Origin of the sequence: Streptomyces sp. NPDC057302 (assembly GCF_042667685.1) — a bacterium.
Taxonomy (GTDB): Bacteria; Actinomycetota; Actinomycetes; order Streptomycetales; family Streptomycetaceae; genus Streptomyces.
This window is the reverse complement of sequence record NZ_JBHUZJ010000003.1, coordinates 264,923-286,692: the sequence shown is the minus strand read 5'-3', so window position 1 is coordinate 286,692 and position 21,770 is coordinate 264,923. Positions and strand designations below refer to the sequence as shown.

Below are 21,770 nucleotides of genomic sequence, written 5' to 3'. Positions count from 1 at the left end.
GGTGAATACCTGCCGGGCCCCATCCCGGCCCCAAAGGGGCGCGGGGAACTGCGCGCTCAGCCACAAAGCACCCGCAGCTGAAAGCGAAACCTCAGAGCTTCTCGATGACGTAGTCGATGCACTTCGTCAGCGCCTCGATGTCCGCCGGGTCGATCGCCGGGAACATCGCCACGCGAAGCTGGTTGCGGCCGAGCTTGCGGTACGGCTCCGTGTCCACGATGCCGTTCGCGCGCAGAGCCTTCGCAACAGCGGCAGCGTCAATCTCGTCCGCGAAGTCGATCGTGCCGATGACCTGCGAGCGCTTGGCCGGGTCGGTGACGAACGGCGTCGCGTACTTGGACTCCTCGGCCCACCCGTACAGCGTGCGCGAGGACGCGGCCGTGCGGCCGGTGGTGAAGTCCAGGCCGCCCTGGCCGTTCATCCACTCCAGCTGCTCGGCGAGCAGGAAGAGCGTGGAGAGCGCCGGGGTGTTGTACGTCTGGTTCTTGCGGGAGTTGTCGATCGCGGTGGGGAGCGAGAAGAACTCCGGGACGTGCCGGCCCGACGCGTGGATCCGCTCGGCGCGCTCGATCGCGGCCGGGGAGAACGCGGCGATCCACAGACCGCCGTCCGACGCGAAGGACTTCTGCGGGGCGAAGTAGTAGACGTCCGTCTCGGCGATGTCGACCGGGAGGCCGCCCGCGCCGGAGGTGGCGTCCACCAGGACGAGGGAACCCGCGTCCGCGCCCGCCACCCGCTTGATGGGGGCCGCGACGCCGGTCGAGGTCTCGTTGTGCGTGAACGCGTAGACGTCCACGCCCGCCTCGGCCCGCGGCTCCGGGTGCGTGCCCGGGTCGGACGTGATCACGGTGGGCTCGGCGAGCCACGGCGCCAGCTTGGACGCCTTGGCGAACTTGGAGGAGAACTCGCCGAAGCTCAGGTGCTGCGACTTGTTCTCGATCAGGCCGTGCGTCGCGACGTCCCAGAAGGCGGTGGAGCCGCCGTTGCCCAGGATCACCTCGTATCCCTCGGGGAGGGAGAAGAGGTCGCGCACACCCTCGCGCACCTTGCCGACCAGGTTCTTGACCGGGGCCTGGCGGTGGGAGGTGCCGAGCAGAGAGGTACCGGTGGCGGCGAGCGCGTCCAGCGCCTCCGTGCGCACCTTGGAGGGGCCCGCGCCGAAACGTCCGTCGGCGGGCTTGATGTCAGCGGGAATCTGGATCTCAGCCACGGGGTGAGCCTAACGGCTTCCGGCGCGGTGGCCTGTGGGTGTCCGTCGGGTGAGATCGCACTGCACGTCGGGCGGACGCCGCGGGGCTCCGCCCCGGACCCCGCTCATCAAGCGCCGGAGGGGCTGCACTCGTGTTGCCGTCGGCTACGGCAGGTCGGGCCCTTCGCGGAGGCATCCTGAGGGCATGGATAAGGGCATGGGTGATCTCGGAGGCGTGGAAGTAGAGAAGGAACTGCGAGAAGCCGTGCGGGGGGAGGTGGACTTCTCCGTCACCGCGCGGGCGCTGAACACGATGGACGCGTCCAACTACCGGCGCGTGCCGCTCGGCGTCCTCGCCCCGCGCGACGCGGACGACGTGGCGGCGGCGCTCGCCGTGTGCCGGGAGCGCGGGGTGCCCGTCGTGGCCCGCGGCGCCGGTACGTCCATCGCCGGGCAGGCGACCGGTACGGGGCTCGTCCTGGACTTCACCCGGCACATGAACCGGATCGTGTCCCTCGACGCGGAGGCCCAAACCGCGGTCGTGCAGCCGGGCGTGATCTGCGACGACCTGCGGAACGCGGGCGCCGCACACGGCCTGACCTTCGGCCCCGACCCCTCCACCCACAACCGCTGCACCCTGGGCGGAATGATCGGCAACAACTCCTGCGGATCGCACTCGGTCGCCTGGGGCACCACCGCCGACAACGTCTCGTCCCTCTCGGTCGTGAGCGGCGCGGGCGCGCGGCTCGCGCTGGGGCAGGGCTGGGCAGGGGCGCCGGAGGGGCTGCGCCCGCTGGTGGACGGCGAGTTGGAGCTCCTGCGCACCGGCTTCCCGGAGCTGCCGCGCCGCATCTCCGGCTACGCACTCGACGCCATGCTCCCCGAGCGGGGCGTGGACCTGGCCCGCGCGTTCTGCGGGTCGGAGGGCACGCTGGGCGTGGTGACGGAGGCGGTCGTACGCCTCGTCGAAGCGCCCCGGGCACGTGCGCTGGCGGTCCTCGGGTACGCCGACGAGAGCGCGGCGGCGGAGGCGGCGGCCGGACTGCTGCCGCACGGCCCGCTGACGGTGGAGGGGATGGCGGCCGACCTCGTGCGGGGAGCGCGGGGGCTGCCCAAGGGCGGGGCCTGGCTCTTCGTGGAGACCGGCGGCGCGAGCGAGGGCGAGGCGCGTGCGCGGGCGGAGGCGATCGCGCGGGCGGTCTCCGGGGACACGGTGGACTCCGTGGTCGTGACCGACCCGGCGGGGCAGCGCGCCCTGTGGCGGGTCCGGGAGGACGCCAGCGGGACGGCGACGCGGATGCAGGACGGCAGCGAGGCGTGGCCGGGCTGGGAGGACTGCGCGGTGCCGCCCGCCCGCCTCGGGGCGTATCTGCGGGACTTCAGGGCGCTGCTCACCGACCACGGATTGCGCGGAACTCCGTACGGGCACTTCGGGGACGGCTGCATCCACGTACGCATCGACTTCGACCTGATGAGCGAGGAGGGCGTGCGGCGCTTCCGGCGCTTCTCGGAGGAGCTCGCGGAGGTCGTGGTCGCGCACGGCGGCTCGCTGTCCGGCGAGCACGGGGACGGGCAGGCGCGGGCGGAACTCCTGCCGAAGATGTACGGGGCCGAGCTCGTGGGGCTCTTCGAGCGGGTGAAGGGGGTGTGGGACCCGGCGGACCTGCTGAATCCGGGGATGCTGGTGCGGCCCGCGCCGCTGGACGCGAACCTGCGGTTCGCCCCGCTGCCGCGCGAGCCGGTGGACGTGGCCTTCGGCTACCCCCATGACGGCGGGGACTTCTCGGCGGCGGTGCGGCGGTGCGTGGGCGTCGCCAAGTGCCGTACGACGGCCGCCGGTTCGGGTGGCGGGGTGATGTGCCCCTCCTTCCGGGCCACGGGCGAGGAGAAGCACTCCACGCGGGGCCGGGCCCGGCTCCTGCACGAGATGCTCGCGGGGGAGGTGGTCACGGACGGCTGGCGCTCGGAGGAGGTGCGGGACGCGCTCGACCTCTGCCTGTCCTGCAAGGGCTGCCGGTCGGACTGTCCGGTGGGCGTGGACATGGCCACGTACAAGGCGGAGTTCCTGCACCACCACTACGAGGGCCGCAGGCGCCCCGCGGCGCACTACGCGATGGGCTGGCTGCCGCTGTGGCTGCGGCTCGCGGACCGGACGCGCACGGCGGGGGTGGCCAATGCCCTCGCCCGGGTGGGGGTGCTGGCCTCGCTGGCGAAGCGGGTGGGGGGTCTCGCGCCGGAGAGGGAGATTCCGCGGCTGGCGGGGGAGACGTTCCGGCGGTGGTTCCGGGGGCGTGAGAGGGGGCGTGGGGGGCCGGCGGTCGTGCTGTGGCCCGACACGTTCACGAACCACCTGTCGCCGTCGGTGGGCCGGGCGGCGGTGCGGGTCCTCGAGGACGCGGGGCTGCGCCCCGTGGTGCCGCCGGGGGACGTGTGCTGCGGACTGACGTACGTGTCCACGGGCCAGCTCGACCGGGCGCGCGCGGTGATGCGGCGCACGCTGGAGCGGATGGGGCCGCTCCTCGACTCGGGGGCGCTGCTGGTGGTCCTGGAACCGAGCTGTGCGGCGGCGCTGAAGACGGATCTGGTGGAACTGCTGGGGGAGGACGAGCGGGCGAGGGAACTCGCGGGCCGCGTACGAACCTTCGCGGAGGCCTTGGAGGAGCTGGCCCCGGAGTGGTCACCGCCGAGGATCGACCGGACGGTGGTGGGCCAGACCCACTGCCACCAACATGCGGTCCTGGGGGACGCCGCCGAGCGCCGACTGCGGGAGAAGGCGGGCCTGGAGGGGGAGCTGAGCGGGGGCTGCTGCGGCCTGGCGGGGAACTTCGGCTTCGAGGCGGGGCATTACGAGGTCTCGGTGGCGTGCGCGGAGGAGCAGCTGCTGCCGGCGGTGCGGGGGGTCGCGCCGGAGGGGGAGGGCGGCCCGATGGTCCTCGCGGACGGATTCTCCTGCCGTACGCAGTTGGAACAGGTGGGGGAAGGGGTTCGGGGGAGGCATTTGGCGGAGGTCTTGGCTGAGGGGTTGGGGGAGCGGTGAGGTTCGGCGCCGCCCGCGCGTTTCGTCACGCGCCTTCTCGGAATCAGGTGCCTGATTCCCAGCAGCCACCCGGCCAGGAGACCGGGCTCCGAGCCCGACGCCACCCGCAATGTGGACGCGGTTTGCGTACAGCAGTGAAAGGGCTCCACAATCCTGACGTGGTCTACTACCTTGGACGGGACAGTTCAGGTAAGTGGACTGACCGAGGTAGGAGAAGCGGAAGGGTTGGCTGTGGACGCGTCGAGCAGTGGACAGGGGGCGGCAACCGGCGGACGGTGGGGCGCACTCGGGCCCGTCGGGCTGGTGCTCGCGGGCGGAGTCTCCGTCCAGTTCGGCGGAGCCATCGCCGTGAGCGTGATGCCCAAGGCGGGAGCCCTCGGCATCGTGACCCTGCGGCTCGCCTTCGCCGCGCTGGTGCTGATGATCGTCTGCCGCCCCAAGGTGCGCGGGCACTCGCGCGCCGACTGGGGCACCGTCGTCGCCTTCGGTGTGGCCATGGCCGGGATGAATGGGCTGTTCTACCAGTCCGTCGCCCGGATTCCCATGGGGCCCGCAGTGACGTTGGAGGTGCTCGGGCCGCTCGCCCTCTCCGTCTTCGCGTCCCGGCGTGCCATGAATCTGGTCTGGGCCGGGCTCGCGCTCTGCGGGGTATTTCTCCTGGGGGGCGGAGGCGGCTTCAGTGGGCTCGACCCCGTCGGCGTTGCCTACGCCCTCGGCGCCGGTGCGATGTGGGCCACGTACATCATGTTCAGTGCCCGTACGGGACGGCGGTTTCCGCAGGCCGACGGGCTCGCCCTCGCGATGGTCGTCGCGGCCGTTCTCTTCCTGCCGCTCGGTCTCCTGGAGTCCGGGGAGAAGCTGGTCCGGCCCGAGGTTCTCGCCCTCGGCGCGGCCGTCGCCGTGATGTCCTCCGTGCTGCCGTACACACTCGAACTGCTCGCCCTGCGCCGCCTTCCCGCCTCCACCTTCGCGATCATGATGAGCCTGGAGCCGGCCATCGCCGCCGTCGCCGGGTTCCTCGTGCTGAATCAGGCCCTTTCGGTGAACGAAGCCCTGGCCATCTCGTTGGTCATCGCCGCCAGCATGGGGGCCGTACGGACCCAGGTCGGGCGTGGTCGGGCCCGTAAGTCCGGGGATGTGGTGGTCACCGGGGCCACCCCCGATGCCGTGCTGGCCCAAGGCGTCGAAGGCACCGAGGGCACTGAAGGTACCGAAGGCACCGACAGCGCCGAGGAGCCGGTAGCGGAGACATCCGGAAAGTAATGCAAGCACGCTTGCTTGTTTCTCCGGGCGCTGCCATGCTCCGGGGCACTTCCCCAAGCTCTCAACTTCGTTCGAGCAGGGGAGGCCGGCCTCATTTGTGCCCCGAGGGGAGCGCTCCGTGCCCGAAGCTGTGCCCGTGCTCGACGATCTGCGCCGTGAGAGCGAGGAACTCGACCAGCTGGTAGAGGGGTTGAGCGGCGAACGCTGGGCCTTGCCCACCCCCGCCGAACGCTGGACCGTCGCCCATCAGATCGCCCATCTCGCCTGGACCGACCGTGCCGCGCTGACCGCCGTCACCGATGGCGACGCCTTCGGGCGGCTCGTCGAGGAGGCCCTCGCGGCGCCCGAGTCCTTCGTCGACGACGGGGCCGACGAAGGGGCCGCGCTGCCGCCCGGCGAGCTGCTCGCGCAGTGGCGTGCGGGGCGCGATGGCCTGTTGAAGGCCCTGGCCGGAGCCCCGCGCGGCACCCGCTTTCCCTGGTACGGGCCGCCGATGTCCGCCACCTCCATGGCCACCGCCCGGCTGATGGAGACCTGGGCCCACGGCCAGGACGTCGCCGACGCGCTGGGTGTCGTGCGGGTGCCGACGGACCGGCTGCGGCACGTCGCCCATATCGGCGTCCGGGCGCGGGACTTCTCGTTCGGTGTACGGGAGATGGAGGCGCCGGGCAGTGCCTTTCGGGTCGAGCTGCGGTTGCCCTCCGGTGAGTTGTGGGTCAGCGGGCCCGAAGACGCCGAGCAGCGCGTGACCGGGCCCGCGCTCGACTTCTGCCTCCTCGTCACACAGCGCGCGCACCGCGACGACCTCGCCGTGCGTGCGGAGGGCGCCGACGCCGAGCGCTGGCTCGACATCGCGCAGGCCTTCGCGGGGCCGCCGGGCCCCGGACGCCCGGCCAAGGAGGGCGAGCAGTGACCGGCCCGGAAGGGCAGCCGGTGACCGGCCTGGAAGGGCGAGCAGTGACCGGCCCCGAAGAGCAGGCGGCCAAAGCGCCGCTGCGGATCGGCAACGCCTCCGGCTTCTACGGCGACCGCTTCGACGCCCTGCGCGACATGCTCACCGGCGGCCCGCTCGACGTCCTCACCGGCGACTACCTCGCCGAGCTGACCATGCTGATCCTGGGGCGCGACCGGCTCAAGGACCCCTCACGCGGCTACGCGAAGACCTTCCTGCGGCAGCTGGAGGAGTGCCTGGGGCTCGCCCAGGAGCGGGGCGTCAAGATCGTCGCCAACGCCGGTGGGCTCAACCCTGGCGGGCTCGCCCACGCCGTGGAGGAGCTCGCGGGGCGCCTGGGGATCGCGGTGCGGGTCGCGCACGTGGAGGGTGATGACCTGGGGGCGCGCTTCCCGGACGCCCTCACCGCCAACACCTACCTCGGCGGCGCCGGGATCGCGGCCTGCCTGCGCGCGGGGGCCGACATCGTCGTCACGGGGCGCGTCACCGACGCCGCCCTCGTCACCGGGCCCGCCGCCGCGCACTTCGGGTGGGGGGACGGTGACCTCGACCGGCTCGCGGGCGCCGTCGTCGCCGGGCACGTCCTCGAATGCGGGACGCAGGCCACCGGGGGCAACTACGCCTTCTTCGGGGAGCGTTCGGCGCGGGAGCTGCTCCGGCCCGGGTTTCCGCTCGCCGAGATCCACGAGGACGGGTCGTGCGTCGTCACCAAGCACGACGGTACGGGTGGGTTCGTCGACGTCGGTACGGTCACCGCGCAGCTGCTGTACGAGACCTCCGGAGCCCGGTACGCCGGGCCCGACGTCACCGCCCGGCTCGACACCGTCACCCTCACGCAGGAGGGGCCCGACCGCGTCCGCGTCCGCGGGGTGCGAGGTGAGGCTCCGCCGCCGGACCTCAAGGTCGGCCTGAACCGGCTCGGCGGCTTCCGCAACGAGGTCGTCTTCGTCCTCACCGGGCTCGACGTGGAGGCCAAGGCCGACCTTGTGCGGGCGCAGGTCGAGGACGCGTTCGCGCGGGGGAAGTCCCGGCCGCAGGAGGTGCGGTGGGAGCTCGTGCGTACGGACCGGCCGGATGCGGACGGCGAAGAGGCCGCCTCCGCTCTGCTGCGGCTCGTCGTGCGTGACCCGCAGCAGGAGCCCGTCGGGCGCGCCCTGAGCGGCGCCGCCATCGAGCTGGCCCTCGGCAGCTACCCCGGGTTCCATGTGACGGCGCCCCCGGGCAAGGGCGCTCCCTACGGAGTCTTCGAAGCCGCGTACGCCGAACGCGGCACCGTCGACCACATCGCCGTACTGCCCGGCGGCGAGCGCCTCCCCGTCCGGAGCGCTCACCCCACCCTCGCGCTCGAAGACCTCGGCCGCCCGCCCCTGCCCGAACCCCTGCCGGCCGGCCCCACCCGCCGCGCACCCCTCGGCCTCGTCGCCGGGGCCCGCAGCGGTGACAAGGGCGGGGACGCGAACGTCGGCGTATGGGTGCGTACGGACGACGCCTGGCGCTGGCTCGCTCATGAGCTGACCGTCGAGCGGTTCCGTGAACTCATTCCGGAGGCGGCCCAGTTGACCGTCGTACGCCATGACCTGCCGAACCTGCGGGCGCTGAACTTCGTCGTCGAGGGGATTCTCGGGGCGGGCGTCGCGTCCCAGGCCCGCTTCGATCCGCAGGCCAAGGGGCTCGGCGAGTGGCTGCGCGCCCGCCACCTCGACGTACCGGCCGCGCTCCTCGACGCACCGGCCCCACCGGCCGCACCCCCAGAAGCCATCGATGCGAATGAACCGACGGAGGTACACCCGTGACCGTCCTCGCGTCCGCGCTGGACCCCGCGAGCGCCGAGTACGCCGAGCACCGCGAGGTCATGCTCGCCAAGCTCGCCGAACTGGACGCCGAGCAGGCCAAGGCCCTGGAGGGCGGCGGCGAGAAGTACGTGGCCCGGCACCGGGGGCGCGGCAAGCTGCTCGCCCGGGAGCGGATCGAGCTGCTCATCGACCCCGACACACCGTTCCTGGAGCTGTCGCCGCTGGCCGCCTGGGGGAGCGATTATCCCGTCGGCGCCTCGATGGTCACCGGCATCGGTGTCGTCGAGGGCGTGGAGTGTCTGATCACCGCCAACGACCCGACCGTACGCGGTGGGGCCAGTAATCCGTGGACCCTGAAGAAGGCCTTTCGCGCGCACGAGATCGGGCACGCCAACCGGCTGCCGTCCCTCCACCTCGTGGAGTCGGGGGGCGCCGATCTCCCCTCCCAGAAGGAGATCTTCATCCCGGGCGGTGCGCTCTTCAAGCACCTCACCCAGTCGTCGGCCGCCGGAATCCCGACCATCGCCGTCGTCTTCGGCAACTCGACGGCGGGCGGCGCCTACGTCCCCGGCATGAGCGACCACGTGATCATGGTCAAGGAGCGCGCCAAGGTCTTCCTCGGCGGGCCGCCGCTGGTGAAGATGGCCACCGGCGAGGAGAGCGACGACGAGTCGCTCGGCGGCGCCGAGATGCACGCGCGCACCTCCGGCCTCGCCGACTACCTCGCCGAGGACGAGCGGGACGCGCTCAGGCAGGCCCGGCGGGTCGTGAAGCGGCTCAACTGGCGCAAGGCGTACGCCGATCCGGCGGCCGTCGTCGAGCCGCCCAAGTACGACGAGGACGAACTGCTCGGCATCGTGCCCGGCGACCTCAAGGTGCCCTTCGACCCGCGCGAGGTCATCGCCCGCATCGTCGACGGCTCCGACTTCGACGAGTTCAAGCCGCTCTACGGGCCGAGTCTCACGACGGGCTGGGCCTCGCTGCACGGCTATCCCATCGGGATCCTCGCCAACGCGCAGGGCGTGCTCTTCAGCGAGGAGTCCCAAAAGGCCGCCCAGTTCATCCAGTTGGCCAATCAGCGCGACATTCCGCTGCTCTTCCTGCACAACACCACCGGCTACATGGTCGGCAAGGAGTACGAGCAGGGCGGCATCATCAAGCACGGCGCGATGATGATCAACGCCGTGTCGAACTCGCGCGTCCCGCATCTCAGCGTCCTGATGGGCGCCTCGTACGGAGCCGGGCACTACGGCATGTGCGGGCGCGCCTTCGACCCGCGCTTCCTCTTCGCCTGGCCGAGCTCCAAGTCCGCCGTCATGGGGCCGCAGCAGCTCGCCGGAGTCCTGTCGATCGTGGCCAGGGCCTCCGCCGCCGCCAAGGGGCAGCCCTACGACGACGAGGCGGACGCCGGGCTGCGCGCCATGGTGGAGCAGCAGATCGAGGCGGAGTCGCTGCCGATGTTCCTCTCGGGCCGGCTCTACGACGACGGCGTCATCGACCCACGCGACACCCGCACGGTCCTCGGCCTGTGCCTGTCCGCGATCCACACCGCCCCCTACGAGGGTGCGCGCGGTGGCTTCGGCGTCTTTCGGATGTGAGGACCCCCATGACGAAAACCACTGAGATCAGCACCGTCCTCGTCGCCAACCGCGGCGAGATCGCCTGCCGCGTCTTTCGCACCTGCCGCGAGCTGGGCATCGCCACCGTGGCGGTGTACTCCGACGCCGACGCGGACGCCCTGCACGTCCGTGCGGCCGACTCCGCCGTACGCCTGCCGGGCGCGGCGCCCGCCGACACGTATCTGCGCGGCGACCTCGTCGTGAAGGCCGCGCAGGCGGCCGGCGCGGACGCCGTCCATCCCGGCTACGGCTTCCTCTCCGAGAACGCGGACTTCGCGCGCGCCGTCCTGGACGCCGGGCTCGTGTGGATCGGCCCGCCGCCCGAGGCGATCGAATCCATGGCCTCCAAGACGCGCGCCAAGGAGCTCATGGGCATCGCGCCGATGGCCGTGGACGACGTCACCGAGAGCGATCTGCCGGTCCTGGTGAAAGCGGCGGCCGGTGGCGGCGGGCGCGGCATGCGCGTCGTACGCGAACTCGGAGCGCTGAACGGCGAGTTGGTGGCCGCGCGTGCGGAGGCCGCCAGTGCCTTCGGGGACGGGGAAGTCTTCGTCGAGCCCTATCTGGAGGGCGGGCGGCACGTCGAGGTGCAGATCATGGCCGACGCGTACGACACCGTCTGGGCGCTCGGCACACGGGACTGCACGCTCCAGCGCAGGCACCAGAAGGTCATCGAGGAGTCCCCCGCGCCCGGTCTCGCCGCCGGGCTTGTCGAGGAGCTGCACGCGCAGGCCGTGCGCGCGGCCCGCGTGACGGGATATCGCGGCGCGGGCACGGTGGAGTTCCTCGTCGCGGGCGACCGCGCGCACTTCCTGGAGATGAACACCCGGCTCCAGGTCGAACACCCTGTCACCGAGGCCGTGTTCGGCGTCGATCTCGTGGCGCTGCAGATCCAGGTGGCGGAGGGCGAGCGGCTCGCGGAAGAGCCGCCCGCCGCACGCGGGCACGCCGTCGAGGCCCGTCTCTACGCCGAGGACCCGGCGGCACAGTGGGCCCCGCAGACCGGCGTCCTGCACCGGCTCTCGGTGCCGGGCGTGCGGCTGGACACGGGGTACGTGGACGGCGACGCGATCGGCGTGCACTACGACCCGATGCTGGCCAAGGCCATCTCGTACGCCCCCACGCGCGCGGCGGCCGTGCGCGCACTGGCGGGGGCGCTGGAGCGGGCGATCGTCCACGGGCCCGTCACCAACAGGGAGTTGCTCGTCCGGTCACTTCGGCACCCGGAGTTCACCGAGGCGCGCATGGACACGGGTTTCTACGACCGGTACGTCGGCGAACTCGCCGCTGCCGCCCCCGATCCGCACGCACCGCTGGCCGCCGCGCTGGCCGACGCGCACGGGCGCTCGCGGTTCGGCGGCTGGCGCAACCTGGCGTCGCAGCCGCAGGTCAAGCTCTTCCGGAGCGAGGCTGACGGGGTCGAGCACGAGGTCCGCTACCGGCACACGCGCGAGGGTCTCGGTGCGGAAGGGGTGCGGGTGCTCTCCGTGTCCCGCGAGCTCGTCGTACTCGAAGTGGCGGGTGTACGGCGGCAGTTCGTCGTCAGTCGCTACGGCGACGACGGTCGCGTGTACGTCGGCAACACCGCCCTCACCTCGCTGCCGCTGCTCCCCGAGCCCACCACCCGGCAGGAGCCGGGATCCCTGCTCGCCCCGATGCCCGGCACCGTCGTGCGCCTGGCCGAAGGGCTCGCGGAGGGGGCGCGGGTGAGCGCCGGGCAGCCCCTCATCTGGCTGGAGGCCATGAAGATGGAGCACCGCATCTGCGCTCCCGCCTCCGGCACCCTCACCGCCCTGCACGCCGCGCCGGGCCGCCAGGTCGAGGTCGGGGCGCTGCTCGCCGTCGTGGACGTGGTGGACGTGGTGGACGTGGTGGCGGACGCCGCAGACGTAGTTGATGCCGTTGATGTCGTTGACGCCGTACAGGAGGAGCAATCCGTATGAGCACCGTCCTCGAAACCGAAGAGCACCAGGCCCTGCGCGCGGCCGTCGCCGCACTCGGCAAGCGCTACGGCCGCGACTACATGACCCGCGTCGTGCGGGACGAGGCCCACCCCGACGAGCTGTGGGCCGATGCCGCCAAGCTCGGCTACCTGGGCGTGAACCTGCCCGAGGAGTACGGCGGAGGGGGCGGCGGCATAGCCGAACTCTCCATCGTCCTGGAGGAGTTGGGGGCGGCCGGATCCCCGCTCCTCATGATGGTCGTCTCGCCCGCGATCTGCGGCACCGTCATCGCCCGCTTCGGCACCGACGAGCAGAAGCAGGCCTGGCTGCCGGGCCTCGCCGACGGCACCCGCACCATGGCGTTCGGCATCACCGAGCCCGACGCGGGCTCCAACTCCCACCGGATCACGACGACCGCGCGCAAGGACGAGGCGAGCGGCGACTGGCTCCTGACCGGCCGCAAGGTGTTCATCTCCGGCGTCGACATCGCCGACGCGACGCTGATCGTGGGCCGTACGGAGGATGCCCGCACCGGCAGCCTCAAGCCCTGCCTCTTCATCGTCCCGCGCGAGACGGAGGGCTTCCAGCGGCGGCAGATCGAGATGGAACTCCAGGCGCCGGAGAAGCAGTTCGAGCTGACCCTGGACGACGTACGGCTGCCCCCGCAGGCCCTGGTGGGCGACGAGGACGCCGGGCTGCTCCAGCTCTTCGCCGGGCTCAACCCGGAGCGGATCATGACGGCGGCGTTCTCGCTCGGCATGGCGCGCTACGCCCTCTCCCGGGCGGTCGGATACGCCAAGGAACGCAGCGTGTGGAAGAGCCCGATCGGCGCCCACCAGGCGATCGCGCACCCCCTGGCGCAGTCCCACATCGAGATCGAACTGGCCCGTCTGATGATGCAGAAGGCCGCCAGGCTCTACGACGAGGGCGACGACATGGGCGCGGGCGAGGCCGCCAACATGGCCAAGCTCGCGGCGGCCGACGCCTGCGTGAAGGCCGTCGACCAGTCGGTGCACACGCTGGGCGGCAACGGCCTGACGAAGGAGTTCGGGCTCGCCTCGCTGATCGTGGCGTCACGGGTGGCGCGGATCGCTCCCGTGAGCCGGGAGATGATCCTCAACTACGTCTCCCACCAGACGCTGGGCCTGCCCAAGTCGTACTGAGCCCCGCCCCTTCCCTGAACCGCTGGAGATCTCATGGGACTTGTGTACGCGCCCCCGGAGCGCGGCATCGCCACGCTCACCCTGGACAACCCCGCCAACCGCAACGCGCTCTCGGCAGGGCTCCTGAGCGGGTTCGCGCAGGCGCTGGACGACTGCGGCAAGGACCCGGACGTACGCGCGGTCGTCCTCACGCACACCGGCTCGACGTTCTGCTCCGGCGCCGATCTGCGGGAGCCGCCGGACCCGGCCGTCCTCGTGGCGCTGCTCCGGCAGATCGTGGAGCTGCCCAAGCCGGTGGTGGCGCGGGTGGACGGGCACGTGCGGGCGGGCGGGCTCGGGCTGCTCGGGGTGTGCGACCTGGCGGTCGCGGGGCCGGGGGCGTCGTTCGCGCTGACGGAGGTACGGATCGGGGTGGCGCCCGCGGTGATCTCCATGCCGCTGCTCGCCAAGGTCGACCCGGGCGGGGCGTCGCGCTACTTCCTCACCGGGGAGCGGTTCGGCGGGGCGGAGGCGGCGCGGATCGGTCTGGTGACGGTGGCGGGGCAGGACGTGGACGCGGAGCTCTCGCCCCTGCTCGAAGGGTTGCGGAAGGCGGCTCCGCAGGCCCTGGCCGAGACGAAGAAGCTGCTCACGGCTAAGGTGCTCGACGCATTCGACCACCACACGGACTCCCTCGTCGCCCTGTCCGCGCGCCTCTTCGCCTCTGCGGAGGCGCGGGAGGGGATGGGGGCGTTCCTCGAACGACGGGAGTGCCCATGGGTGCTGTGACCGCAGCCGATCGCGCCGATCGCTCGCCCAAGCAGGACCGCAGCCGTGCGACACGCCAGCGGCTCCTGGAGGCGGCGGTGGCGTGCCTCGCCGAGAGCGGCTGGGCGGGGTCCACGGTGTCCGTGGTCGCCGAGCGGGCCGGTGTCTCGCGGGGTGCGGCCCAGCATCACTTCCCGACGCGGGAGGACCTCTTCACCGCGGCAGTGGAGTACGTGGCCGAGCAGCGGTCCACCGCGCTGCGGGAGCTTCCCGCGCAGGACCCGGCCTCGGTGGTGGCCGCGCTGGTCGATCTCTACACGGGGCCCTTGTTCCGGGCGGCGCTTCACCTGTGGGTGGCGGCGTCCAATGAGCCGCAACTCGGGTCGCGGGTGACGGAGTTGGAGGCCCGGGTGGGGCGCGAGACGCATCGGATAGCGGTACAGCTGCTCGGGGCCGACGAGTCCCGCCCCGGGGTGCGGGAGACCATCCAGGGCCTCCTGGACATGGCCCGAGGCCTGGGCCTCGCCAATCTCCTGACGGATGACGGGGCGCGGCGGGAGCGGGTGGTGGCGCAGTGGACGGTGCTGGTGGAGGGGGCGCTGCGCTGAAAGCGCCGGACGGCTGAAAGATTCAGCCGTCCGGCGTTTGAGGACGAACTCGGCGGAGCCGGTGACGACAGCTACCGCGCGATGTCCCCGAACCCCTCGACCTCCCGAGGATTCCGCGTCCCCGGCCCGATGTACCGAGCCGAGGGGCGGACCAGCCGCCCCGTCCGCTTCTGCTCAAGGATGTGCGCCGACCACCCGGCAGTCCTCGCACAGGTGAACATCGACGTGAACATGTGCGCGGGCACCTCGGCGAAGTCGAGGACGATCGCCGCCCAGAACTCCACGTTGGTGGCCAGGACGCGGTCGGGCCGGCGGGCGTGCAGCTCGTCGAGGGCCGCCTTCTCCAGCGCCTCGGCCACCTCGTAGCGAGGAGCGCCCAGCTCGCGCGCCGTCCGCCGCAGGACCCGCGCGCGGGGGTCCTCGGCCCGGTACACCCGGTGGCCGAAGCCCATCAGCCGCTCACCCTTGTCCAGCGCCTGCCTCACGTACGCGGTCGCGTCCCCCGTCCGCTCGATCTCCTCGATCATGCCGAGGACCCGGGACGGGGCGCCGCCGTGCAGCGGCCCGGACATCGCGCCCACGGCACCGGAAAGCGCCGCCGCCACATCCGCGCCCGTCGACGCGATGACGCGGGCCGTGAACGTGGACGCGTTCATGCCGTGCTCGGCGGCCGACGTCCAGTACGCGTCGACGGCCTGGACGTGCTTGGGGTCGGGCTCGCCGCGCCAGCGCTTCATGAACCGCTCGACGACCGTGTCGGCCTTGTCGATCTCGCGCTGCGGCACCATCGGCAGGCCCTGGCCGCGCGCGGACTGGGCGACGTACGAAAGGGCCATGACGGCGGCCCGCGCGAGGTCGTCGCGGGCTTCCCGCTCGCTGATGTCCAGGAGTGGTTTGAGGCCCCACACGGGGGCGAGCATCGCGAGCGCGGACTGGACGTCGACGCGGATGTCACCCGAGTGCACCGGGATCGGGAACGGCTCGGCGGGCGGCAGGCCCGGGTTGAAGGCGCCGTCGACCAGCAGACCCCAGACGTTGCCGAAGGAGACGTGGCCGACCAGATCCTCGATGTCGACGCCGCGATAGCGAAGCGCGCCGCCTTCCTTATCCGGTTCGGCGATCTCCGTCTCGAACGCGATGACTCCCTCAAGTCCGGGTACGAAGTCGGACATCAGGCGGCTCCTCGTGATGTGTACGACAGATGGTGGTGACAGAAAGCTCATGACCATGTGTCAGAAGTGGGCATTTCCAGTCCGGTTCCGCGGTCTGCCGGTGCGTCGGTGGCTTCCGGTGTGCGACTCGCGGTCCGGGTCGGTCACCCCGGTCATGCCCCGTGCGGCTGGTGGTCACCCAACCGGTACGGAAGCCGCACGATATCCCTTGGTGCCACCCTTGGCGATGGTGCGCGGCACTCAGTGCCACACGTCACCTCCCCGTGGTGCATACGGGCCTCCCGGCCGGCTCTTCGTATACGGCAAGATGACCGCGTGACCGATCGAGCCGCCGCCTCCGCAGCAGAGTCCCCGTCAGCTGCCTCCTCCGTGTCCGATCCCGCCGCCATACGGGCGCACTACGGCCTGGACGGGCTCGCCGAGACGGAGCTGCCCGCCACGCCCGTCGAGCTCTTCGCGCTGTGGTTCACGCAGGCGCTCGCCGCGGCCGAGGCGGGCGTGCTCCACGAGCCGAACGCCATGGTCGTCTCGACGGCGGACGCCGAGGGCCGCCCCAGCTCGCGCACGGTCCTGCTGAAGGGCTACGACGAGCGCGGCTTCGTCTTCTTCACCAACTACGACTCCCGCAAGGCCCGCGAACTGGCCGCCAACCCGAACATCGCGCTGCTCTTCCCCTGGCACCCGATGGCCCGCCAGGTCATCGTCACGGGCACGGCGCGGCGCGTCGCCCGCGAGGAGACGGTGGCGTACTTCCGCACCCGCCCGCACGGCTCCCAGCTCGGCGCCTGGGCCAGCGCCCAGTCCTCGGTCATCGCCACGCGCGACGAACTGGATCGCGCGTACGCCGACTTGGAGGCGCGCTACCCGGAGGGCGAGCAGGTGCCCGCGCCTCCGCACTGGGGCGGCTTCCGCGTCGAGCCGCGGAGCGTCGAGTTCTGGCAGGGCAGGGCCAATCGCCTGCACGACCGGCTGCGTTACGTGGGGGCCGGACAGGGCGCCGACGCGGCTGGTCCCGCCTGGACGGTGGAGCGCCTCAGCCCCTGAGGGCCGGGGCCGCCCCGCCACCTGCCATCCGCCACCTGCCATCCGCTACCGGCTTACCCGCTACCCCGTCAGGACCCCGTCCAGAAACGGCTGGATCGCCTCGCGCCAGGCCTCCGGCTGGTCGTAGTGCACCAGGTGGCCCGCGTCGGCCACCTCCGCGTACGCCCCGCGGGGCAGCACGCGGACCATCTCCTGGGACTCGGCACGGCCCAGCTCGCCGTCCAGGCCGCGGACGACCAGGGCGGGGCACTGGACCTGCGTCAGGTCCTCCCAGTGGGCGTCGTACACCCACGTCTCGCGGGACTTCAGCATCTGGTCGCGGTCGAAGACGGGGCGCCAGCCGTCCGGGCCCTCGGTCATCACCTCGGCGAAGAACTCGCCGCGCGAGGGGTTGGGCCGCTCGACCCACGGATCGTCCTCGCCGAACCACTTGCGTACGTCGGCCAGCGTGGCGAAGGGCACCGGCCAGGCCCTGAACCAGTCCTCCCATTCGCGCTGCGAGGCGGCGCCGAGCGCGGAGGCCCGCATGTCGCAGATGATCAGGGCGCGGACGAGGTCGGGGCGCTTCGCGGCGAGCTGCCAGGCGGTGAGCGCGCCCATGGAGTGGCCGATGAGAACGGCGGGGGCGAGGCCCAGCTGGACGAGCGCGGCCTCGGCGTCGTCCACGTAGGCATCGCGGGTGAAGGGGCCCTCGGGGGGCTTGTCGCTCTGCCCGTGCGCACGCTGGTCGAGTGCGACCGCGCGATGTCGCTCGGCGAGCCAGCGGGCGGTGCCCGCCCAGTGGGATGCGCGGCCCATCAGACCGTGCAGTAACAGGACGCCTCCGGGCGATCCCTCGGTCTCCCTGGACTTGGGAGGATCGGCGAACTCCCAGGCGGCAAGGCGTAAGCCACCCGCGCCCGTCACGTCAATGCGCCGCACCATGATTCCTGGCACCCCCCTTGAATCCTCTCGGGCTGAACGCCTGGTTCTGTCACGCACCCCCGCACGCTATCGAACCCCTTTTCGAAAGCGGCCAGATCGCCGGCAACACCCCTCGTTCGAGTGACCACGCTCAAGGATTGGCCGCCGCTGCCGAGGGGAGATCTTCATCGGGAGGCGGGCCGCTCGGGGAAATCGGTCCGAGGGGGACGACCCTGGGAGCTCGGGGCTCCGGGTCGAAACAGGGGAGGACAGGCCCCGGCGCTCAAGGGCGCCGGGGCCCTCCTTACGCACGGGTGCATGCGCTGGTGCCTGTACAGGTGCGTGTACGGGTGCGTGTACGGGTGTACGCGCGGGACGTGCAGATGCGCGCCGCTCGCGTACGCGCTCCCGCTCACCAGATGGGCACATCCTCCTGCCCCCTCCCACGGCCGTGGCGGCCAGACCCGGCGCCGACACGGTCAAGAGCCCTCAGGTCATATGCCTCTCGCGACAGCCTCGCACGCAAAACGTCCGGCCGCTGCGATTCGGCACACTGAATCTTGGACCCCGTACGATCCTGGAGTCTTCACAACTGCCCGACCGTTACCGCCAGTTGACACGTACTCCCGGTAACGGGAGCCGGATTCCGCCGTCACCCGGGGATACGGACGTCATCGCCGACCCCAGGGGTCTCAGCGCTTGGCGACGAAGACGTGCGAAGCGACCTCCGCGTCCAGCTCCGCGGCCTCACCGCTGCTGCCCACGAGCACGCCGCCCGCGGACTCCGTCACGCTCACCACGGAGCCGGGCTGCACGCCCGCGCGCCGCAGCGTGTACATCAGCTGCGCGTCCGTCTGGATGGGCTCGCCGATGCGGCGCACCACGACGGTCTTGCCCTCGGCGCCCGGGTCGAGGTCCACCAGGGAGACCATGCCCTCGTCCAGGAACGGGTCGGCGCCGTCCTTCTCCCCCAGCTCCTCCAGGCCCGGGATCGGGTTGCCGTACGGAGACTCGGTGGGGTGGCGCAGGAGCTCCAGGACGCGGCGCTCCACCGCCTCGCTCATCACGTGTTCCCAGCGACACGCCTCCGCGTGGACCTGCTCCCACTCCAGGCCGATCACGTCGACGAGCAGGCACTCCGCCAGGCGGTGCTTGCGCATCACGCGGGTGGCGAGCCTGCGGCCCTCCTCGGTCAGCTCCAGGTGGCGGTCGCTGGCGACGGACACCAGGCCGTCGCGCTCCATGCGCGCGACCGTCTGGCTCACCGTCGGCCCGCTCTGGTCAAGCCGCTCGGCGATCCGGGCGCGCATGGGGACGACACCTTCCTCCTCCAGCTCGAGGATGGTGCGCAAATACATCTCAGTGGTGTCAATAAGCCCCGACATGGGTGCCCCTCAGATTTCTCTCGTGCGGCCGGCCCTGCCCTCAATTCTGACGCATACCACTGACAACCGGATCGCGCCGGGTGAAAACCCGGTCCAGGCGGGCCTGACGGCGTGCTCGGGCCGTATTGACAGGGCACTGGTCCAGACCGCAACGTGATCCGCGGCACACGGGAAGCACGGGAAGACCGTGCGGGCCGGGCGTGCAGGACATACGTACACAACACATACGTACCCGGAAAGGTTCCTCGGCGCATGGGCTCGAAGAGCGAGAGCAAGCTGGCCGGTCAGTACATCGACGCCGCGATCGGCCTGCTCGGCCGGGTGCGCGACGAGGAGGGCGGGAACGTCGACGCGGCGGCCACGCTGCTCGCCGACGCGGTCGAGGCGGACGGCAGGCTCTTCGCCTTCGGCTCCGGGCACTCCTCGCTTGCCGCCCAGGACGTCGTCTACCGCGCGGGCGGCCTCGCCCTGATGAACCTGCTGGCCGTCCCCGGGGTCGTCGGCGTCGACGTCATGCCCGCCACGCTCGGCTCGGCCCTGGAGCGGGTGGACGGGCTCGCGGGCGCCGTCCTGGACTCCTCGCCGGCCCGCCCCGGCGACGTACTCGTGATCATCTCGCTCTCCGGGCGCAACTCGCTGCCCGTGGAGATGGCCATGAACGCCCGCGCGCTGGGCCTGAAGGTCATCGGCGTGACGTCGGTGGCGTACGCGACGGAGACGAAGTCGCGGCACCGGTCGGACACCTTCCTGAAGGACCACTGCGACGTCGTGATCGACTCCAAGATCAGCCTCGGTGACGCGGAGCTCAGCCTGGACTCGGTCGACGCGCCGTTCGGGCCCGCCTCCAGCGTGGTCGCCAACGCGATCATGCAGGCGATGATGGCGACGGCCGTCGAGCTGCTCGCCGCCCGTGGCATCGAGCCGCCGCTGCTCCGGTCGGGGAACGTGGACGGCGGCCACGACTGGAACGGCCGCGTCTTCGCCGAGTACGGCGACCGCATCTTCTACCGCCGCTGAGGCTCCTGCGGGCCCGTGGGGAAGCGCACCCGCACGCTGAGCCCTCCTCCCTCGCCGTTGGCCTCCGCGGTCGCCCGTGCGCCGTGTGCGCGGGCGATCGCGTCGACGATGGACAGGCCGAGGCCCGCGCCTTCCCCGCGCGCGTGCGTACGCTCCCGCAGGCGCCGGAAGGGCTCGAAGAGGTGCGGGACCGTTTCCGGCGGGACGGCGGGACCGGTGTTGACGACCTCGACGCCGTCGGGTCCCGTGCGCACCTCGACCCGGCCGCCCTTGACGTTGTAGTGCACGGCGTTCGCCACCAGGTTGTGCACGAGGCGGTCCAGGAGGACCCCGTCGCCGTACACGGTGAGCGGCTCGGCGTGCAGGGAGAGGGTGACGTCACGCTCGGCGGCCTGCCCCGCGAGCCCTTCCGCCACCGCGTCGGCGATGACGTCGAGCGCGATGGGCTCACGCCGCTCCAGCCCCCGCTCCGACGTGGCGAGCAGCAGCAGCCCCTCGATCAGCTGCTCGCTGCTCTCGGCGACGGAGATGAGCTTCGTACGGATGCGGGCCACCTGCCGCGCGTCGGGCTCACCGGCGAGGCCGATCTCGGCGGCGGCCCGCTGGACGGCGAGCGGGGTACGCAGCTCGTGCGCGGCGTTCGCGGCGAACCGCTGTTGCGCGCTGACCAGTTGCTCTATCCGCCCGAGCATCGCGTCGAAGGTGTCGGCCAGCTCCTTCAGCTCGCCGGGCGGCGCGTCGAGCGCGATCCGCTCGTGCAGGTTCTCGCCGGACAGGCGCCGCGCGGTGCCGGTGATCACGGCCACCGGGTGCAGGACGCGGCCCGCCATCCACCAGGCCAGCAGGATGGAGAGCGCCGCGTACGCGAACAGCACGATCACGGAGACCGTGAGCAGCCGGCTCAGGGCCGCCTGCTCGGCGATGTCGCTGATCTTCGTGACCGCGAGCCCCTGGGTGATGTCGGTGGCCGTGACGCCGTCGGGGGGCGTCGCCCTGGCGTACGGCATGGACGTCGACGCGGCCGGGCTGGGCATCACCCACGGCGGACTCATCCTGCGGGCGGGCACGGCGGTGGTGACGGCGGTGCTGATGGAGGAGTAGAGCCCCTGCCGCACCAGGAAGTAGACCAGCCCGGTGAGCAGCGCCCCCGCGAGGACGAGCATGCCGCCGTACAGAGCGGTGAGGCGCCCGCGTTCGCTGCCGAAGCCCCTCACGCCGACCAGCCCGTGATCCGGTAGCCCGCCCCCGGGACCGTCTCCACCACCGGTGGCTCGCCCAGCTTCGTACGGAGTTTGGAGAGGGTGACGCGGACCGCGTTCGTGCGGTAGCTGGTGTCCTCCTCCCAGACCTGTTCGATCAGGTCGTCGCCGCTGACCACCGCGCCCTCCGCCCGCAGCAGCGCCTCAAGGACCGCGAATTCCTTGCGGGAGAGGGCGAGATGGCGGCCGTCGCGGCTGGCCTGGCGGCGGGCGGTGTCCAGGACCAGGCCCGCGCGTTCGATCACGGGCGGCAGCGCGGGGCGCGTGCGGCGGCCGAGGGCCAGGACGCGGGCGAGGAGCTCGTCGTACGCGAAGGGCTTGGTCAGGTAGTCGTCGGCGCCCAGACCCAGGCCCGCGACCCGGTCCCGGATCGTGCCCGACGCCGTCAGCATCAGGACCCGGGTGAGCAGCCGCTGCGACACCACCCTGCGGCACACCTCGTCGCCGTGCAGGCCGGGCAGGTCCCGGTCCAGGATGACGACGTCGTACTCACCGAGCTGGAGCTTGCGCAGCGCCGTCAGGCCGTCGGCCGCGACGTCGACCGCGAGCGCGTCGCGGCGCAGCCCGTCGGCGATCATCTCGGCCAGGAATTCCTCGTCCTCCACCAGCAGTACGCGCATGCGGCCCTGTGTACCTGAAGTGCACCTTTCGTCGGTGTAAGCGTCTCCGTTGAGAG

17 protein-coding genes are annotated in these 21,770 nt (G+C 72.0%); 11 read left to right on the top strand and 6 right to left on the bottom strand.

Going from position 1 to position 21,770, the window contains the following annotated elements; genetic code table 11:
* Nucleotides 1-91: 91 nt before the first annotated feature.
* Entirely contained in the window at nucleotides 92-1,210 is a 1,119-nt protein-coding gene (gene serC, locus ACFUPX_RS04390) for a phosphoserine transaminase (RefSeq protein WP_383315704.1), read from the bottom strand.
* A gap of 196 nt (nucleotides 1,211-1,406) precedes the next feature.
* Here serC and ACFUPX_RS04385 point away from each other — a divergent pair, with 196 nt between their 5' ends.
* The 9 genes from ACFUPX_RS04385 (at nucleotide 1,407) to ACFUPX_RS04345 (ending at nucleotide 14,314) form a co-directional block, all read left to right on the top strand.
* Complete coding sequence (locus tag ACFUPX_RS04385; RefSeq protein ID WP_383315701.1) at nucleotides 1,407-4,226, top strand: FAD-binding and (Fe-S)-binding domain-containing protein; 2,820 nt, start codon at nucleotides 1,407-1,409, stop codon at nucleotides 4,224-4,226.
* Nucleotides 4,227-4,457: 231 nt separating this feature from the next.
* On the top strand, nucleotides 4,458-5,489 hold the full coding sequence (locus ACFUPX_RS04380; RefSeq protein WP_383315699.1) for a DMT family transporter: 1,032 nt from the start codon (nucleotides 4,458-4,460) through the stop codon (nucleotides 5,487-5,489).
* A 118-nt stretch (nucleotides 5,490-5,607) separates the two neighbouring features.
* Nucleotides 5,608-6,402 (top strand): TIGR03084 family metal-binding protein, encoded by a 795-nt coding sequence (locus tag ACFUPX_RS04375; protein ID WP_383315696.1) that lies wholly within the window; start codon nucleotides 5,608-5,610, stop codon nucleotides 6,400-6,402.
* Nucleotides 6,403-6,446: 44 nt separating this feature from the next.
* Complete coding sequence (locus ACFUPX_RS04370) at nucleotides 6,447-8,234, top strand: acyclic terpene utilization AtuA family protein (protein WP_383315738.1); 1,788 nt, start codon at nucleotides 6,447-6,449, stop codon at nucleotides 8,232-8,234.
* Nucleotides 8,231-9,832, top strand: a complete 1,602-nt coding sequence (locus ACFUPX_RS04365; protein ID WP_383315693.1) for an acyl-CoA carboxylase subunit beta — start codon at nucleotides 8,231-8,233, stop codon at nucleotides 9,830-9,832. The genes ACFUPX_RS04370 and ACFUPX_RS04365 overlap by 4 nt, the downstream gene beginning before the upstream one ends.
* 8 nt (nucleotides 9,833-9,840) lie before the next feature.
* Nucleotides 9,841-11,796, top strand: a complete 1,956-nt coding sequence (locus ACFUPX_RS04360; RefSeq protein WP_383315689.1) for a biotin carboxylase N-terminal domain-containing protein — start codon at nucleotides 9,841-9,843, stop codon at nucleotides 11,794-11,796.
* The gene (locus ACFUPX_RS04355; RefSeq protein ID WP_383315686.1) at nucleotides 11,793-12,959 is read left to right on the top strand and encodes an acyl-CoA dehydrogenase family protein; all 1,167 of its coding nucleotides are present in this window, start codon (nucleotides 11,793-11,795) and stop codon (nucleotides 12,957-12,959) included. The genes ACFUPX_RS04360 and ACFUPX_RS04355 overlap by 4 nt, the downstream gene beginning before the upstream one ends.
* Before the next feature lie 33 nt (nucleotides 12,960-12,992).
* On the top strand, nucleotides 12,993-13,727 hold the full coding sequence (locus ACFUPX_RS04350) for an enoyl-CoA hydratase family protein (RefSeq protein WP_383315682.1): 735 nt from the start codon (nucleotides 12,993-12,995) through the stop codon (nucleotides 13,725-13,727).
* Entirely contained in the window at nucleotides 13,715-14,314 is a 600-nt protein-coding gene (locus tag ACFUPX_RS04345; protein WP_383315679.1) for a TetR/AcrR family transcriptional regulator, read from the top strand. Before ACFUPX_RS04350 ends, ACFUPX_RS04345 begins: the two co-directional genes overlap by 13 nt.
* Before the next feature lie 71 nt (nucleotides 14,315-14,385).
* Here ACFUPX_RS04345 and ACFUPX_RS04340 read toward each other — a convergent pair whose 3' ends face one another.
* Entirely contained in the window at nucleotides 14,386-15,486 is a 1,101-nt protein-coding gene (locus ACFUPX_RS04340) for a citrate synthase 2 (protein ID WP_383315676.1), read from the bottom strand.
* A 315-nt stretch (nucleotides 15,487-15,801) separates the two neighbouring features.
* Here ACFUPX_RS04340 and pdxH point away from each other — a divergent pair, with 315 nt between their 5' ends.
* The gene (gene pdxH / locus ACFUPX_RS04335; RefSeq protein WP_383315673.1) at nucleotides 15,802-16,530 is read left to right on the top strand and encodes a pyridoxamine 5'-phosphate oxidase; all 729 of its coding nucleotides are present in this window, start codon (nucleotides 15,802-15,804) and stop codon (nucleotides 16,528-16,530) included.
* A gap of 60 nt (nucleotides 16,531-16,590) precedes the next feature.
* Here pdxH and ACFUPX_RS04330 read toward each other — a convergent pair whose 3' ends face one another.
* Nucleotides 16,591-17,454 carry an alpha/beta fold hydrolase gene (locus tag ACFUPX_RS04330; protein WP_383315670.1) on the bottom strand — a complete coding sequence of 288 codons (864 nt, stop codon included), beginning with the start codon at nucleotides 17,452-17,454 and terminating at the stop codon, nucleotides 16,591-16,593.
* A gap of 671 nt (nucleotides 17,455-18,125) precedes the next feature.
* Nucleotides 18,126-18,818 carry a metal-dependent transcriptional regulator gene (locus ACFUPX_RS04325; RefSeq protein WP_383315667.1) on the bottom strand — a complete coding sequence of 231 codons (693 nt, stop codon included), beginning with the start codon at nucleotides 18,816-18,818 and terminating at the stop codon, nucleotides 18,126-18,128.
* Between the two features lie 252 nt (nucleotides 18,819-19,070).
* Between ACFUPX_RS04325 and ACFUPX_RS04320 the strand changes: the two genes are divergently transcribed.
* The gene (locus ACFUPX_RS04320) at nucleotides 19,071-19,835 is read left to right on the top strand and encodes an SIS domain-containing protein (RefSeq protein WP_383315664.1); all 765 of its coding nucleotides are present in this window, start codon (nucleotides 19,071-19,073) and stop codon (nucleotides 19,833-19,835) included.
* Here ACFUPX_RS04320 and ACFUPX_RS04315 read toward each other — a convergent pair.
* A complete protein-coding gene (locus ACFUPX_RS04315; protein ID WP_383315735.1) occupies nucleotides 19,823-20,998 on the bottom strand; it encodes a sensor histidine kinase in 1,176 nt (391 codons plus the stop codon). The genes ACFUPX_RS04320 and ACFUPX_RS04315 overlap by 13 nt on opposite strands.
* Nucleotides 20,999-21,045: 47 nt before the next feature.
* The gene (locus tag ACFUPX_RS04310; protein ID WP_383315661.1) at nucleotides 21,046-21,714 is read right to left on the bottom strand and encodes a response regulator transcription factor; all 669 of its coding nucleotides are present in this window, start codon (nucleotides 21,712-21,714) and stop codon (nucleotides 21,046-21,048) included.
* Nucleotides 21,715-21,770 lie beyond the last annotated feature (56 nt).

Excerpts from the sequence above, each read along its gene's own strand:
- ACFUPX_RS04350 (WP_383315682.1), top strand. The coding sequence starts at position 12,993 with ATGGGACTTGTGTACGCGCCCCCGGAGCGCGGCATCGCCACGCTCACC.
- ACFUPX_RS04325 (WP_383315667.1), bottom strand. The coding sequence starts at position 18,818 with ATGTCGGGGCTTATTGACACCACTGAGATGTATTTGCGCACCATCCTC.
- ACFUPX_RS04385 (WP_383315701.1), top strand. The coding sequence starts at position 1,407 with ATGGGTGATCTCGGAGGCGTGGAAGTAGAGAAGGAACTGCGAGAAGCC.
- ACFUPX_RS04315 (WP_383315735.1), bottom strand. The coding sequence starts at position 20,998 with ATGCTCGTCCTCGCGGGGGCGCTGCTCACCGGGCTGGTCTACTTCCTG.
- ACFUPX_RS04310 (WP_383315661.1), bottom strand. The coding sequence starts at position 21,714 with ATGCGCGTACTGCTGGTGGAGGACGAGGAATTCCTGGCCGAGATGATC.
- ACFUPX_RS04360 (WP_383315689.1), top strand. The coding sequence starts at position 9,841 with ATGACGAAAACCACTGAGATCAGCACCGTCCTCGTCGCCAACCGCGGC.
- ACFUPX_RS04330 (WP_383315670.1), bottom strand. The coding sequence starts at position 17,454 with ATGGTGCGGCGCATTGACGTGACGGGCGCGGGTGGCTTACGCCTTGCC.
- ACFUPX_RS04355 (WP_383315686.1), top strand. The coding sequence starts at position 11,793 with ATGAGCACCGTCCTCGAAACCGAAGAGCACCAGGCCCTGCGCGCGGCC.
- ACFUPX_RS04320 (WP_383315664.1), top strand. The coding sequence starts at position 19,071 with ATGGGCTCGAAGAGCGAGAGCAAGCTGGCCGGTCAGTACATCGACGCC.
- ACFUPX_RS04345 (WP_383315679.1), top strand. The coding sequence starts at position 13,715 with ATGGGTGCTGTGACCGCAGCCGATCGCGCCGATCGCTCGCCCAAGCAG.
- ACFUPX_RS04340 (WP_383315676.1), bottom strand. The coding sequence starts at position 15,486 with ATGTCCGACTTCGTACCCGGACTTGAGGGAGTCATCGCGTTCGAGACG.